The following is a 13,367-nucleotide window of genomic DNA, read 5'->3' as shown; positions in this document are numbered from 1 at the left end:
AGGAAGTGGAACAGATGAGAAAACCAATTATCGCCGGTAACTGGAAAATGAACAAAACACTCGGCGAAGCTGTCAGCTTCGTTGAAGAAGTGAAATCTTCCATTCCAGCAGCAGACAAAGCTGAAGCTGTTGTTTGCGCGCCAGCGCTTTTCTTAGAAAAGCTTGCTTCTGCTGTGAAAGGCACTGACCTAAAAGTCGGCGCTCAAAACATGCACTTCGAAGAAAGCGGCGCGTTCACAGGCGAAATCAGCCCGGTTGCTCTGAAAGACCTTGGCGTTGACTACTGCGTCATCGGCCACTCTGAGCGCCGTGAAATGTTCGCTGAAACTGATGAAACAGTTAACAAAAAAGCACACGCAGCTTTCAAACACGGCATTGTGCCGATCATCTGTGTAGGTGAAACGCTTGAAGAGCGTGAAGCTGGCAAAACAAATGATCTTGTTGCTGACCAAGTGAAAAAAGGCCTTGCTGGTCTTTCTGAAGAACAAGTTGCTGCTTCTGTTATTGCGTATGAGCCAATCTGGGCAATCGGAACAGGCAAATCTTCTACAGCGAAAGATGCGAATGACGTGTGTGCGCATATCCGTAAAACCGTCGCTGAAAGCTTCAGCCAAGAAGCTGCAGACAAGCTTCGCATCCAATACGGCGGAAGCGTAAAGCCTGCAAACATTAAAGAATATATGGCAGAGTCCGATATTGACGGTGCTTTGGTCGGCGGCGCGAGCCTTGAGCCACAGTCATTCGTTCAATTATTGGAGGAAGGTCAATATGAGTAAAAAACCAGCTGCACTCATCATTCTTGATGGGTTCGGATTACGTAACGAAACAGTAGGGAACGCAGTCGCTTTAGCGAAAAAACCGAATTTTGACCGCTACTGGAACCAGTATCCTCATCAAACATTGACTGCTTCAGGCGAGGCTGTAGGTCTTCCTGAAGGGCAAATGGGGAACTCCGAAGTAGGTCACTTAAATATCGGTGCGGGACGTATTGTGTACCAAAGCTTAACACGCGTAAATGTTGCCATTCGTGAAGGAGAGTTCGAACGCAATCAAACATTCCTTGACGCGATCAGCAACGCGAAAGAAAACAACAAAGCCTTGCACCTGTTCGGTCTTTTATCTGACGGAGGCGTGCACAGCCATATCAATCATTTATTCGCACTGTTAAAGCTTGCGAAAAAAGAAGGGCTGACAAAGGTTTATATCCATGGCTTCCTTGACGGCCGTGATGTAGGTCCGCAGACAGCGAAAACGTACATCAACCAGTTGAACGATCAAATCAAGGAAATCGGTGTAGGTGAAATCGCCAGCATTTCCGGACGTTACTACTCTATGGACCGCGACAAACGCTGGGACCGTGTAGAAAAAGCGTACCGCGCAATGGCGTACGGCGAAGGCCCATCTTACCGCAGCGCCCTGGATGTTGTTGATGATTCATATGCAAATGGTATCTACGATGAATTCGTGATTCCATCTGTCATCACAAAAGAAAACGGTGAGCCTGTTGCGAAAATCCAAGACGGCGATTCTGTGATTTTCTATAATTTCAGACCGGACCGCGCCATCCAGATTTCCAACACGTTCACAAACAAAGACTTCCGTGACTTCGACCGCGGCGAGAATTATCCAAAGAACCTGTATTTCGTCTGCCTGACTCACTTCAGTGAAACAGTTGACGGCTATGTAGCGTTTAAACCGATAAATCTTGATAACACAGTCGGAGAAGTATTATCTCAGCACGGGTTAAAACAGCTTCGAATTGCAGAAACTGAAAAGTATCCGCACGTCACGTTCTTTATGAGCGGCGGCCGTGAAGCTGAATTCCCGGGTGAAGAGCGTATTCTCATCAACTCGCCTAAAGTTGCAACGTATGACTTGAAGCCTGAGATGAGTGCGTATGAAGTGAAAGACGCGCTTGTCAAAGAAATTGAAGCTGACAAGCATGACGCGATCATTCTTAACTTCGCAAACCCTGATATGGTCGGCCACTCCGGAATGGTTGAACCAACAATTAAAGCAATTGAAGCAGTGGACGAATGCTTGGGCGAAGTCGTTGACGTGATCCTTGCTAAAGGCGGACACGCTATCATTACCGCTGATCACGGTAATGCTGACATTCTGATTACAGAATCAGGCGAACCGCACACTGCGCATACAACAAACCCAGTCCCTGTGATTGTAACGAAAGAAGGCATTACGCTGCGTGAAGGCGGAATCCTAGGCGACCTTGCACCAACGTTATTAGACCTTCTTGGTGTTGAAAAACCGAAAGAAATGACAGGAACATCTTTAATTCAAAAATAATTTGAAAATCAAAAGGAGAGACAAAACTCATGCCATACATTGTTGATGTTTATGCACGCGAAGTATTAGACTCCCGCGGCAACCCAACAGTTGAAGTTGAAGTATATACAGAAACAGGAGCTTTCGGCCGCGCATTAGTGCCAAGCGGAGCTTCTACAGGTGAATACGAAGCGGTTGAGCTTCGTGACGGCGACAAAGACCGTTACCTTGGAAAAGGCGTGTTAACAGCTGTTAACAACGTAAACGAAATCATTGCTCCAGAGCTTCTTGGCTTTGATGTAACTGAACAAAACGCAATCGATCAGCTTTTAATCGAGCTTGACGGTACTGAAAACAAAGGTAAACTTGGTGCGAACGCAATCCTTGGCGTATCTATGGCTTGTGCGCGTGCTGCTGCTGATTTCTTACAGATTCCTCTTTACCAATACCTTGGAGGATTCAACTCAAAAACGCTTCCTGTACCGATGATGAACATCGTAAACGGCGGAGAGCATGCTGATAACAACGTGGATATTCAAGAATTCATGATCATGCCTGTAGGTGCTCCTAACTTCCGTGAAGCACTTCGCATGGGCGCTCAAATCTTCCACAGCCTGAAATCAGTATTAAGCGCAAAAGGCTTAAACACTGCTGTAGGTGACGAAGGCGGATTCGCTCCAAACCTTGGTTCTAACGAAGAAGCGCTTCAAACAATCGTTGAAGCAATCGAAAAAGCCGGCTTCAAACCTGGCGAAGAAGTTAAACTTGCTATGGATGCTGCATCTTCTGAGTTCTACAACAAAGAAGACGGCAAATACCATCTGTCTGGCGAAGGCGTTGTGAAAACATCTGCTGAAATGGTTGACTGGTATGAAGAGCTTGTTTCTAAATACCCAATCATCTCTATCGAAGACGGACTTGACGAAAACGACTGGGAAGGCCACAAGCTTCTTACTGAGCGTCTTGGCAAAAAAGTTCAGCTTGTTGGTGACGACCTCTTCGTTACAAACACGAAAAAACTTTCTGAAGGTATTAAAAACGGCGTAGGCAACTCTATCCTGATCAAAGTAAACCAAATCGGTACATTGACTGAAACATTCGATGCGATCGAAATGGCGAAACGCGCAGGCTACACAGCTGTTATCTCTCACCGTTCTGGTGAAACTGAAGACAGCACAATCGCTGACATCGCTGTGGCAACAAACGCAGGACAAATCAAAACAGGTGCTCCGTCTCGTACGGACCGTGTTGCGAAATACAACCAGCTTCTTCGCATCGAAGATCAGTTGGCTGAAACTGCTCAATACCACGGTATCAACTCTTTCTACAACTTAAACAAGTAATAAAAAGACCGCCGGGATTTTCTCTCGGCGGCTTTTTTATGCTTTCAGAGATCCAAATAAAGCCTTACCATATCGCGGCATTGAATCCCGTTTTCAAAAATGTCCTCATCATAATGTCTGAGAAAGAAATCGTGGTCGATCGCCTGAATGCGGAATCCGCATTTTTGATAGAGGGAAAGCTGATGAATGCTCGAATTCCCCGTTCCGATTTCAATCGTGTCCGCCCCCAGCTTCTTCGCTTTTTCGATGGCGTCAAGTACAAGCTGTTTGCCAAAGCCTTTCTTCTGAAGAGATTCTTTTACCGCAATATTTACAATTTCAACTGTTTGCGGCCTTGTTTTTAGCAATACATAAACCCCTGCAAGCTCATCACCGGCCCAAGCTGTGTAACATTCTCCCCTCTCAAGATATTCATCTACAATGTCTTTCGATGGATCGGCGAGCAGCAATAGATCATATAGTTCGTCATTTGTTTCTTCTCCTAATTCAATCCTGAGCTTTTGCATATTCGTACCACCTTTTTAGTCTGATAGACATTTAATTTTTTCATTCGTTCCCAATTTCATTCTGTTTTATTATAAAATATGAAAAGCAGTAAATGTTATCAAATTAGTAGAATAGGAGGAAAGTCATGTTTTTTTGTAAGAATTGCGGCTCCCAGAATAATGAAGGAGCCAAGTTTTGTAAACAATGCGGCACCCCGATCGGAGGGGGCAGCAAACAGGCAAATCAAGAAACAGCTAGCACTGCAGAAACAAGGCAGGCTCCGCGAAAACCGATCCCTAAGAAAACCATCATTTTATGGAGCAGCATTGCCGCGGCGTGCGTTATATTATTCGCCGCATATAAAACCGGAGCGTATTTTACTTCAAAGGATAGGTTAGTAGACAAGTTTGAACAGGCCGTAAATGATGGGGATCAGGACCAAATCGCGACTCTGCTTACACCGGTAAATGACAATCTTAAACTCACTAAAAATAATGTAAAACCGTTTCTTACATATTTGAAGGATCATCCAGACAAAAAAGATGAACTTTTTGCATCGCTGCGGGATGAAACAGCCCAGAAGGATATCGTATATGCAGAAAAAGACGGGAAAAGCCTGCTGGTATTTGACCATTATGACTTAAAGGTAGCACCTGTTTATTTTGAAGTGAGCAGCAATTATAAAAATACCGATCTATATGTCAATAAAGAGGAAGCCGGATCTGTAAAGAAAGCAGATCAAGCACAAACCCTTGGTCCGTACATTCCCGGCGAATATACAGTCTCAGCCAAACTGAAAAACGATGTCGTTGACCTTGTGAAAAAGGAAGACATTCAGGCGATTGGCGATAGCAGCTTTCGTGTTGATCTCTCATTGGAAGCAGACGATGTGACATTCAGCTTAGCGGATGACATCAAGAGCGGGAAGGGAGATTTGCTGATTAACGGCAAGTCAATTCATAAAGATCCGTTCAAATCCGTAACATATGGTCCGCTGCTGACAGATGGATCAATGACAGCTTCAGTCGAGGCAGAATTTCCGTGGGGAAAAACAAAAACTGCCGGCGTTCCGATCGATGATAAAGAAATGGAGTTAACGTTAATTCCTGATCAAGATACACAGGAACAGATTATGAACACAATTGTCAAAACAACAAAACAATACTCCAAAGCTCTATCTGATGGGAATACAGCCCAGATGACAGAGGCAAGTGCCAATTGGAAGACAGAGACGAAGGACACCGTTGATTCTATGAAAAGCGCGGATTCATACTTAAAAGATAGATACTTGGAAACTGATTTTGACCTGGACACATTTGCCCTCTCTCAGAAAAACGACGGAACGTGGCAGGTATCGGTAACAGGAAAAGAACTTCACCAGTCTTCTTCGTATAACGACTATACAAAATCTGAAATGACTGACGACAGTCCGAGTTATGAATATCTTCTTTCATATGATAAAAAACAGAAAAAGTGGATTTTCGAAGATGCAGAATCAACATTCCAATCTGCAGGCACAAATATAAAGAAAATCAAAAATGATAAACCAGAGACATACACTTCCGCCTGGGCTGGCTCGAAAAACAAAGGCAGTGAAAGCTCTGCAAGCGGCGATGTTACAGATGAACAAGTGACATTATTTATGGGCAGTTATCTGCAAAGTCAGGCAGATGCCGTGAATCAAAATAATTTCTCACTGATGGAAGACAGCCTTGAAAAAGGCAGTTCCCTTTATTCCGACCAGCAGCATCTCGTGTCGAAATTAAATAAAGAGGGGACAACAGAAGACTTTAATAACTATGAAGTGAAAAGCTGGAGCCAAAATGGGTCGGCTATCACGATTAAGACGTATGAAGAATTCTACATCACAAAATCAGGCGGCAGTCCAAAGCTCAGAACATATAACTGGACCTATACCGGCGTAGTGAAGAACGGAAGAATTTACTTAACGTCTATTCAATAAAACAACCCCATCACCAGCAGGTGATGGGGTTGTTTTTAAAAGAGCATATAACGGAAAATTTCTTTGACATAGTGTTCGATAATAAGCTGAAATGTAACGCAGATGATCAGATAAATCACAATCGTTGAGTAAATGACATCAACCTTCCCTTTATATGAATGCTGGTAACTGCTCAGCATCGCAGGAGGAATGGCGAAGAATGCACCGATTAAACCAACGGCTAATATGGTAAAGCAAATGTCTGTATGTAATAAAAAGAAGAAAAGGGCAAGAATCAAAATAGCCGTAAAAGGAATAAGAAATGCTCCGAATCTTGAGAATGAATCCTTGAAAGACACTTGGTTTCCCGCGATTTTCAGGGCGAAAAAGATGCATGCATGCAGGCCAAATAGAAATAAAATAAAATAAATGGTTGGCTCTAAGAAGATTGCTGTAAAGCTTACGCTTCCGGGACCGTCTGAAAAAAGAATATAAAACATCAAAGGGGTCAGCAAACTGAAAAGAACCATCGTAATGATTGCGCTGATCAGCTGTTCTCCGCCTGTTGCTTTACATTCCTGATAAGGGCGTTTCAGGACGGATAAGACAAATGAACCGAACTGTTTTGCTGCTTGCTTTGCAGCGGCTCCAGTTTGAGCTGCATGCTGGTGGCCTGATTGACCGGGGAGCGGTGATCCGCATTTCTCACAAAAATTTCCGCCATCTGTTTGATGGCCGCATTGAGGACAATACATAAAATAACTCCTTTATCTGTAATATAGGGAAAATAGACTAATAGTTTTATTATAAAAGAAAAAAGTTGTAAAGTAATCAATATTCATACAAAAAAAGACACGAGCCCGATAGCAGCTGTGTCTTTTTTTATCTAGTTATTAATATATTTCTCAAATACATCCCCAAAATCCTTAATATGATACTGCGAGCGAACGGATGTCAGCCAAGTAAATCCGAATTCGGTCAGCTCTTTGTATTGCGTTTCAATATTGACGTGCTCAGGGCGGGTATGGTGAAGAATCGTCACTGCTTTATCTAAGCTTTGCTCCGCTTGATTGATTAAAATGTCATTTTCATAGGTTGTTTCAGCGATGCGAAGCAGTGCTTTATAAAGGTCTTTTAACTTTTCAATCTGGTCTTTGTGGACATCAATGTCGAATTGTTCACCGCCCAGCTTGAACTTAATTTCAACATCCAAATCCACTTTTCCGGCAGTTTCAAGAAAAACGTCAGAGATTTTATATTGCGAATAAGGATAGCGTTTCAACGTTCGTTTCGAGGAAGTGGCGCGTTCGCCGTCTACATGGATCAGGGCCAGGTTCGTAAAGCAATACTCGTCTGCTTTTGTTTTAATCAAGAAATAAATTTTCTCATTATCTTCATGCATGACATAGTCATCTGCGTCTGTTTTGTCATAGTCCTGAGGTTCGATAATTTTTCCGATATCAGATAAGCCCAAGGCATCTGCCGCAATTTTTTTGAACATCTGTTTACGTCCTTCCTATTCAATTTGTCACTTCATTGTAGCATGGCGCGTTTCTGACAGGCTATAAAGGTTTACCGGGAAATCGCCTCCGGGTAAAAGGGTGGAGAATAATTCTATTTCCTGTGCAGAGACTATCAACAAGGAGGTATATGATGTTCTCATTTATCGTTCACGTCTTCATTTCTTTATTCGCAGTATCGAATCCGATCGGAAACGTACCGATATTTCTGACGCTGACAGAAGGCTATACTGCAGCGGAAAGAAAAGCGATTGCCCGGAAGGCAGCTATTTTATCCTTTTTTATTCTCGCAGCTTTTTTGGTTTTCGGTCATCTTATCTTTAAACTGTTTGATATCAACATTCACGCGCTCCGAGTGGCGGGCGGCATATTCATTTTCGGCATTGCCTATAATCTATTGAATGCGAAAGAATCGCACGTGCAATCTCTTCACCATGATGAACATAAGGAAAGCAAGGAAAAAGCGGATATATCAGTCACACCTTTATCCATTCCGATCATTGCTGGGCCCGGAACGATTGCAACAGTGATGAGCCTTTCCGCCGGACATAGCGGCATTGGTCATTATGCGGCTGTCATGATCGGTATAGCCGCCGTTATTGCCCTGACCTTTCTCTTTTTCCACTATTCTGCTTTTATCAGCAGCAAACTCGGAAAAACCGAGATGAATGTGATTACCAGACTGATGGGATTAATCTTAGCCGTGGTTGCGGTCGGGATGATTGGTGCCGGGCTGAAAGGCATGTTTCCGGTCTTAACCTCATGATGAAAAAAGCAGCTCTCTTATTTTAGAGAGCTGCTTTCTTTTGTTTTCGGCACATACCGAAAGACTTCCTCACTCTCAAAAAATTCAATCAACCTGCTCAGCCAATCATAGTAATGAAGCCATTCTTTTAATTCACTCAGCAGCTGATTGACTTTCTCTTCCGCTTCCGGGGTAAGCCCGTCCCTTTGTAAAAGATCACTCAGCTCCCGGTTTAATTTTTTATACAGCACTTTGTTTTTGCTCACGACCTTTGTCCAATTCGCCGCAAATAAAGAAATGAAGGTTTGATAATAATCCTGCTCGACGTCATAAAGGTCTTTTCGTACGCCTTTTTCAAACACCTTTTCGGCGATATTGGCATCGATCATTTCCCGGACAACCTGGCTCATCCGTGTTTTGCTCATGCCCGTTGCCTCAGAGAGCTCGCTTAAGGTCATTGGTTTTCGATTCATATAAATAATTCCGAGCACACGTCCGACAGTTGAAGGCATTCCAAACGTATGCATATTTTCGGCAATCTTCTCAATGAGATGCTCTTCAGCATGTTCAATGATGTCGAGAGCGGTTTTTTTCACAGCTGATCATCCCTTCAAATGGCAATTGATGGTGTCAATATATCATATTTCTTCCTGGTGTTGAAAATAGCTGAATGCAGAGGAAGTGGGAGGTATCCGGCGTAATTGTAAGAACACCCTTTCCGTCTCGGTCATAACAATAAATAATCTATAAATAACATATAATTTCAACACATTGTAAACTTTTTATTTTATAAAGTTCAAACTATAATAAGGATTATACTTTTCAGAAAATTTAAAGGAAACCTGCGGAGGTGCACGGATTGCTGAAATTGGAACAAGTGTCAAAAGTATATAAAGGCGGCAAAAAAGCTGTGAACAGCATTGATTTAGATATTGCCAAAGGTGAATTTATCTGTTTTATCGGCCCGAGCGGCTGCGGAAAAACGACAACGATGAAGATGATCAACAGACTGATAGAACCATCGTCTGGAAGGATCTTTATCGACGGAGAAAATATTATGGAACAGGACCCGGTTGAGCTGAGGAGAAAAATCGGCTATGTGATACAGCAGATTGGTTTGTTCCCCCATATGACCATCCAGCAGAACATCTCACTCGTACCAAAGCTGCTGAAATGGCCTGAGGAAAAACGGAAAGAACGGGCGCGCGAGCTGTTAAAGCTTGTGGATATGGGCCCGGAGTATTTAGACCGTTATCCGCATGAGCTCAGCGGCGGACAGCAGCAGAGAATCGGCGTGCTGCGCGCCCTGGCAGCGGAACCCCCTCTCATTTTAATGGATGAACCGTTCGGAGCGCTTGATCCGATTACGCGTGATTCCCTTCAGGAAGAATTCAAAAAACTGCAGAGAACCTTAAACAAAACGATTGTGTTTGTAACCCACGATATGGATGAAGCGATTAAGCTTGCTGACAGGATTGTGATATTAAAAGCGGGAGAAATCGTTCAAGTCGGCACACCTGATGAGATTCTTCGAAACCCGGCAAATGAGTTTGTTGAAGAATTTATCGGGAAAGAGCGCCTGATTCAGTCAAGACCGGATATCGAGCGGGTAGAGCAAATGATGAACAGAACGCCGGTGACGGTATCTGCGGACAAAACGCTTTCTCAGGCGATTCAGCTGATGAGAGAAAAACGTGTTGACTCGCTGCTCGTTGTGGACCGGCAAAATGTGCTGAAGGGCTATGTTGATGTGGAAATGATTGATCAAAACCGCAAAAAAGCGAGCATCGTTGGCGATGTATACCGCTCAGATATATATACCGTTCAAAAAGGGGCGCTTCTTCGCGATACAGTCCGAAAAATTTTGAAGCAGGGGATCAAGTATGTTCCGGTGGTCGATGAACAGAACCATTTAGCAGGGATTGTGACAAGAGCGAGCCTCGTTGATATCGTATACGATTCCATTTGGGGCGACGAGGAAAACCAGCTCATGACGATCTGACCAGGGGAGGAGCTCTTTTAAGATGAATCAAATGATGACTTTTTTGCAAACGAACGGCGGAGAGCTGTTGTATAAAACAGGAGAGCATTTATATATTTCACTCATAGCCGTTGTATTGGGCATTATCGTTGCAGTGCCGCTCGGCGTTGCTCTTACCAGAATGAAAAAAGGCGCAGGTGCGGTAATCGGTTTCGTAAACATTGTGCAAACCCTGCCGAGTCTGGCGATTTTAGCCTTTTTTATTCCGCTTCTCGGCGTAGGAAAAGTGCCTGCGATTGTCGCTTTATTTTTCTATTCGGTGCTGCCGATCCTGCGCAATACGTATACCGGCATTAAAGGTGTAAATAAAAACCTCCTGGAATCGGGGAAAGGGATTGGCATGACCGGCTGGGAGCAGATTCGGCTCGTTGAAATCCCGCTGGCGATTCCCATCATCATGGCGGGGATCCGCACATCAACGATCTATCTAATTGGCTGGGCGACACTTGCGTCGTTTATCGGGGGAGGCGGCCTCGGGGACTATATTTTTATCGGACTGAACCTATACCAGCCTGAATATATCATTGGCGGTGCCGTGCCTGTCACAATTCTGGCAATTATTATTGATTATGTGCTGGCTGTGACAGAACGAAAGGTGACGCCGAAAGGCTTGCAAGGGATGAAGGAAGTATCGTAAGGAGTTGGCACTGTTGAAAATGACAAAAATCAAATGGCTTGGCGCGTTTGCTCTCGTCTTTGTCATGCTGCTAGGCGGCTGCTCTCTGCCGGGTCTAGGCGGCGCTTCTGACGATACGATCAAAATCGGGGCGCAGAGCATGACAGAATCAGAAATTGTAGCGAATATGATCGCGCAGCTTATTGAACATGATACAGATTTGAATACTGCTTTAGTGAAAAACCTCGGCTCAAACTATGTTCAGCACCAAGCGATGCTGGGCGGTGACATTGATATTTCAGCCACGCGCTATTCCGGAACAGATTTAACAAGCACCCTCGGCAAGGAAGCGGAGAAAGATCCGAAAAAAGCGCTGAACATTGTGCAGAACGAGTTTCAAAAGCGCTTTTCTTATAAATGGTTTGATTCCTACGGCTTTGATAACACATATGCCTTCACCGTAACAAAAAAGTTTGCGGAAAAGGAGCATATTAACACCGTGTCTGACCTGAAGAAAAATGCCTCCCAATATAAATTAGGCGTCGACAATGCTTGGCTGAAACGAAAAGGCGACGGGTATAAAGGCTTTGTCAGCACATATGGCTTTGAATTCGGCACAACTTATCCAATGCAGATCGGGCTAGTCTATGACGCAGTCAAAAACGGGAAAATGGATGCGGTTTTGGCTTATTCAACGGATGGACGGATTAAAGCATATGATCTGAAAATCTTAAAAGACGATAAGCGTTTCTTTCCGCCGTATGACTGTTCACCGGTGATTCCGGAAAAGGTGCTTAAGGAGCATCCGGAACTTGAAGGTGTGATCAATAAGCTGATTGGGCAAATCGACACGGAAACGATGCAGGAACTTAATTATGAAGTGGATGGCAAGCTGAAGGAGCCGTCTGTCGTAGCAAAGGAATTTTTAGAGAAACATCATTATTTTGACTAAGAAAAGAGGTGGATCATATGGAAGTACTACAGCAGCTTGGCACATACTATTCGCAAAACGGCGGTTATGTGCTGCAGGAGTTTTACCGCCATTTTCTGATGTCGGTATACGGCGTTTTATTTGCCGCCATTGTTGGAATTCCGCTCGGCATCCTGATAGCCAGATACAGAAGATTAAGCGGATGGGTTTTTGCGGTCACGAACGTCATTCAGACGATCCCGGCTCTCGCCATGCTTGCCGTGCTGATGCTTGTCATGGGGCTGGGCGCTAATACGGTGATATTGTCATTATTTCTGTATTCTCTTCTGCCGATTATCAGAAATACGTATACAGGGATTATCAGTATTGAGCACGCCTATCTTGAATCCGGAAAAGCAATGGGGATGACAAAATTTCAAGTGCTGAGGATGGTCGAGCTTCCGCTTGCGCTTTCGGTCATAATGGCCGGCCTGCGCACCGCGCTTGTCATTGCCATCGGCATTACGGCCATCGGGACATTTGTCGGTGCAGGCGGTCTCGGGGACATCATCGTCAGGGGATCAAACGCCACAAACGGAACCGCGATTATATTAGCGGGAGCGATCCCCACAGCTCTGATGGCGGTGATTGCCGATTTGGTCATGGGCTGGCTTGAACGAGCATTAAGCCCGATTAAAAAGAGAAAGAAGAAAAACTTGGCAGGTGCCGCATAAGAAAAAACGCCTTGTAATGACAGGGCGTTTTTTACGGCTTCGGCACATATTTAAAAATTTCTTCGCTCTCAAAAAACTCAATCAAACGGCTGAGCCAATTATAATAATCAAGCCATTCCTTTAATTCTTTCAGCAGTTCATTCACTTTTTCTTCCGCTTCAGGAGTAAGCTCTTCATCCAACACGCTAAGCAGCTCCCGATTGAGTTTTTTATGCATCATTTTGTTTTTGCTGACGACTTTGCTCCAGGTGGCTGAAAACAGCGTGATAAATGTTTGATAGTAGTCCTGCTCAACCTCATATAAATCTTTTCGGACGCCTTTTTCGAACACCTTCTCGGCAATGTTGGCATCAAGCATTTCCCGCACTACCTGGCTCATGCGTGTTTTGCTCATGCCGGTGGCCTCAGATAATTCCGTAAGCGTCATCGGTTTTCGATTCATATAAATAATGCCCAGCACTCGTCCGACGGTAGAGGGCATTCCAAATGCATGCATGTTTTCCGCGATTCTTTCTATAAAATGGTCCTCGGCTTGTTCAATGATCGTTAACGGATCTTTCTCCAACGGTTTCATCCTTTCAGCTAACAATTCCGATGTCAATATACCACATTTTTGATACGGCGAAAATGCTGTCAAAAGAGAATTTGGCAGGAAATTGGAGCAATAAGGAGATCAACACACGTCAATGCGGGTAAATCAGCGTTTACACATACTTTATAAATAATATGAACAAATTGTAAACTTTT

14 protein-coding genes are annotated in these 13,367 nt (G+C 44.1%); 9 read left to right on the top strand and 5 right to left on the bottom strand.

Annotated features, from left to right (window positions below):
• Window positions 1–14: 14 nt before the first annotated feature.
• The 3 genes from tpiA to eno are packed head-to-tail and all read left to right on the top strand — an operon-like array spanning window position 15 to window position 3,626.
• Window positions 15–776 carry a triose-phosphate isomerase gene (tpiA, locus tag MKX71_RS17430; protein ID WP_003243394.1) on the top strand — a complete coding sequence of 254 codons (762 nt, stop codon included), beginning with the start codon at window positions 15–17 and terminating at the stop codon, window positions 774–776.
• Window positions 769–2,304, top strand: coding sequence for a 2,3-bisphosphoglycerate-independent phosphoglycerate mutase (gene gpmI / locus MKX71_RS17425; protein ID WP_339231397.1), 1,536 nt, complete (start codon window positions 769–771; stop codon window positions 2,302–2,304). The genes tpiA and gpmI overlap by 8 nt, the downstream gene beginning before the upstream one ends.
• 29 nt (window positions 2,305–2,333) lie before the next feature.
• Window positions 2,334–3,626 (top strand): phosphopyruvate hydratase, encoded by a 1,293-nt coding sequence (eno, locus tag MKX71_RS17420; protein ID WP_003228333.1) that lies wholly within the window; start codon window positions 2,334–2,336, stop codon window positions 3,624–3,626.
• Between the two features lie 44 nt (window positions 3,627–3,670).
• Here eno and MKX71_RS17415 read toward each other — a convergent pair whose 3' ends face one another.
• A complete protein-coding gene (locus MKX71_RS17415) occupies window positions 3,671–4,132 on the bottom strand; it encodes a GNAT family N-acetyltransferase (RefSeq protein ID WP_003244063.1) in 462 nt (153 codons plus the stop codon).
• 125 nt (window positions 4,133–4,257) lie between these two features.
• Here MKX71_RS17415 and MKX71_RS17410 point away from each other — a divergent pair, with 125 nt between their 5' ends.
• The gene (locus MKX71_RS17410) at window positions 4,258–6,075 is read left to right on the top strand and encodes a zinc ribbon domain-containing protein (protein ID WP_256682977.1); all 1,818 of its coding nucleotides are present in this window, start codon (window positions 4,258–4,260) and stop codon (window positions 6,073–6,075) included.
• Between the two features lie 35 nt (window positions 6,076–6,110).
• Here MKX71_RS17410 and MKX71_RS17405 read toward each other — a convergent pair whose 3' ends face one another.
• A complete protein-coding gene (locus MKX71_RS17405; RefSeq protein WP_029318392.1) occupies window positions 6,111–6,809 on the bottom strand; it encodes a zinc ribbon domain-containing protein in 699 nt (232 codons plus the stop codon).
• Window positions 6,810–6,940: 131 nt separating this feature from the next.
• Entirely contained in the window at window positions 6,941–7,555 is a 615-nt protein-coding gene (locus tag MKX71_RS17400) for a PH domain-containing protein (protein WP_003243118.1), read from the bottom strand.
• A gap of 149 nt (window positions 7,556–7,704) precedes the next feature.
• Here MKX71_RS17400 and MKX71_RS17395 point away from each other — a divergent pair, with 149 nt between their 5' ends.
• The gene (locus MKX71_RS17395) at window positions 7,705–8,340 is read left to right on the top strand and encodes an NAAT family transporter (RefSeq protein WP_010886614.1); all 636 of its coding nucleotides are present in this window, start codon (window positions 7,705–7,707) and stop codon (window positions 8,338–8,340) included.
• Between the two features lie 17 nt (window positions 8,341–8,357).
• Here the strand turns inward: MKX71_RS17395 and opcR are convergent, their stop codons facing one another.
• A complete protein-coding gene (opcR, locus tag MKX71_RS17390) occupies window positions 8,358–8,915 on the bottom strand; it encodes an opuC operon transcriptional regulator OpcR (protein WP_069322908.1) in 558 nt (185 codons plus the stop codon).
• A 263-nt stretch (window positions 8,916–9,178) separates the two neighbouring features.
• Here opcR and opuCA point away from each other — a divergent pair, with 263 nt between their 5' ends.
• The 4 genes from opuCA to opuCD are packed head-to-tail and all read left to right on the top strand — an operon-like array spanning window position 9,179 to window position 12,620.
• Window positions 9,179–10,321, top strand: coding sequence for an osmoprotectant ABC transporter ATP-binding protein OpuCA (gene opuCA / locus MKX71_RS17385; RefSeq protein ID WP_003243370.1), 1,143 nt, complete (start codon window positions 9,179–9,181; stop codon window positions 10,319–10,321).
• A 22-nt stretch (window positions 10,322–10,343) separates the two neighbouring features.
• Complete coding sequence (gene opuCB / locus MKX71_RS17380) at window positions 10,344–10,997, top strand: glycine betaine/carnitine/choline/choline sulfate ABC transporter permease OpuCB (RefSeq protein ID WP_003228349.1); 654 nt, start codon at window positions 10,344–10,346, stop codon at window positions 10,995–10,997.
• 19 nt (window positions 10,998–11,016) lie between these two features.
• Window positions 11,017–11,928 carry an osmoprotectant ABC transporter substrate-binding lipoprotein OpuCC gene (gene opuCC / locus MKX71_RS17375; protein ID WP_003228350.1) on the top strand — a complete coding sequence of 304 codons (912 nt, stop codon included), beginning with the start codon at window positions 11,017–11,019 and terminating at the stop codon, window positions 11,926–11,928.
• Between the two features lie 17 nt (window positions 11,929–11,945).
• Window positions 11,946–12,620 (top strand): glycine betaine/carnitine/choline/choline sulfate ABC transporter permease OpuCD, encoded by a 675-nt coding sequence (gene opuCD, locus MKX71_RS17370; RefSeq protein WP_014478003.1) that lies wholly within the window; start codon window positions 11,946–11,948, stop codon window positions 12,618–12,620.
• A 31-nt stretch (window positions 12,621–12,651) separates the two neighbouring features.
• Here the strand turns inward: opuCD and MKX71_RS17365 are convergent, their stop codons facing one another.
• Complete coding sequence (locus MKX71_RS17365; RefSeq protein WP_014478002.1) at window positions 12,652–13,185, bottom strand: GbsR/MarR family transcriptional regulator; 534 nt, start codon at window positions 13,183–13,185, stop codon at window positions 12,652–12,654.
• Between the last annotated feature and the right edge of the window lie 182 nt (window positions 13,186–13,367).

It is taken from the genome of Bacillus sp. FSL M8-0071 (assembly GCF_037975455.1).
GTDB classification, from domain to species: domain Bacteria; phylum Bacillota; class Bacilli; order Bacillales; family Bacillaceae; genus Bacillus; species Bacillus subtilis.
The sequence above is the reverse complement of the archived record's forward strand: the minus strand, read 5'-3'. Positions and strand labels throughout refer to the sequence as shown.

Coding starts and splice junctions, on each gene's coding strand:
- tpiA (WP_003243394.1), top strand. CDS start 15: ATGAGAAAACCAATTATCGCCGGTAACTGGAAAATGAACAAAACACTC.
- gpmI (WP_339231397.1), top strand. CDS start 769: ATGAGTAAAAAACCAGCTGCACTCATCATTCTTGATGGGTTCGGATTA.
- eno (WP_003228333.1), top strand. CDS start 2,334: ATGCCATACATTGTTGATGTTTATGCACGCGAAGTATTAGACTCCCGC.
- MKX71_RS17415 (WP_003244063.1), bottom strand. CDS start 4,132: ATGCAAAAGCTCAGGATTGAATTAGGAGAAGAAACAAATGACGAACTA.
- MKX71_RS17410 (WP_256682977.1), top strand. CDS start 4,258: ATGTTTTTTTGTAAGAATTGCGGCTCCCAGAATAATGAAGGAGCCAAG.
- MKX71_RS17405 (WP_029318392.1), bottom strand. CDS start 6,809: ATGTATTGTCCTCAATGCGGCCATCAAACAGATGGCGGAAATTTTTGT.
- MKX71_RS17400 (WP_003243118.1), bottom strand. CDS start 7,555: ATGTTCAAAAAAATTGCGGCAGATGCCTTGGGCTTATCTGATATCGGA.
- MKX71_RS17395 (WP_010886614.1), top strand. CDS start 7,705: ATGATGTTCTCATTTATCGTTCACGTCTTCATTTCTTTATTCGCAGTA.
- opuCB (WP_003228349.1), top strand. CDS start 10,344: ATGAATCAAATGATGACTTTTTTGCAAACGAACGGCGGAGAGCTGTTG.
- opuCC (WP_003228350.1), top strand. CDS start 11,017: ATGACAAAAATCAAATGGCTTGGCGCGTTTGCTCTCGTCTTTGTCATG.
- opuCD (WP_014478003.1), top strand. CDS start 11,946: ATGGAAGTACTACAGCAGCTTGGCACATACTATTCGCAAAACGGCGGT.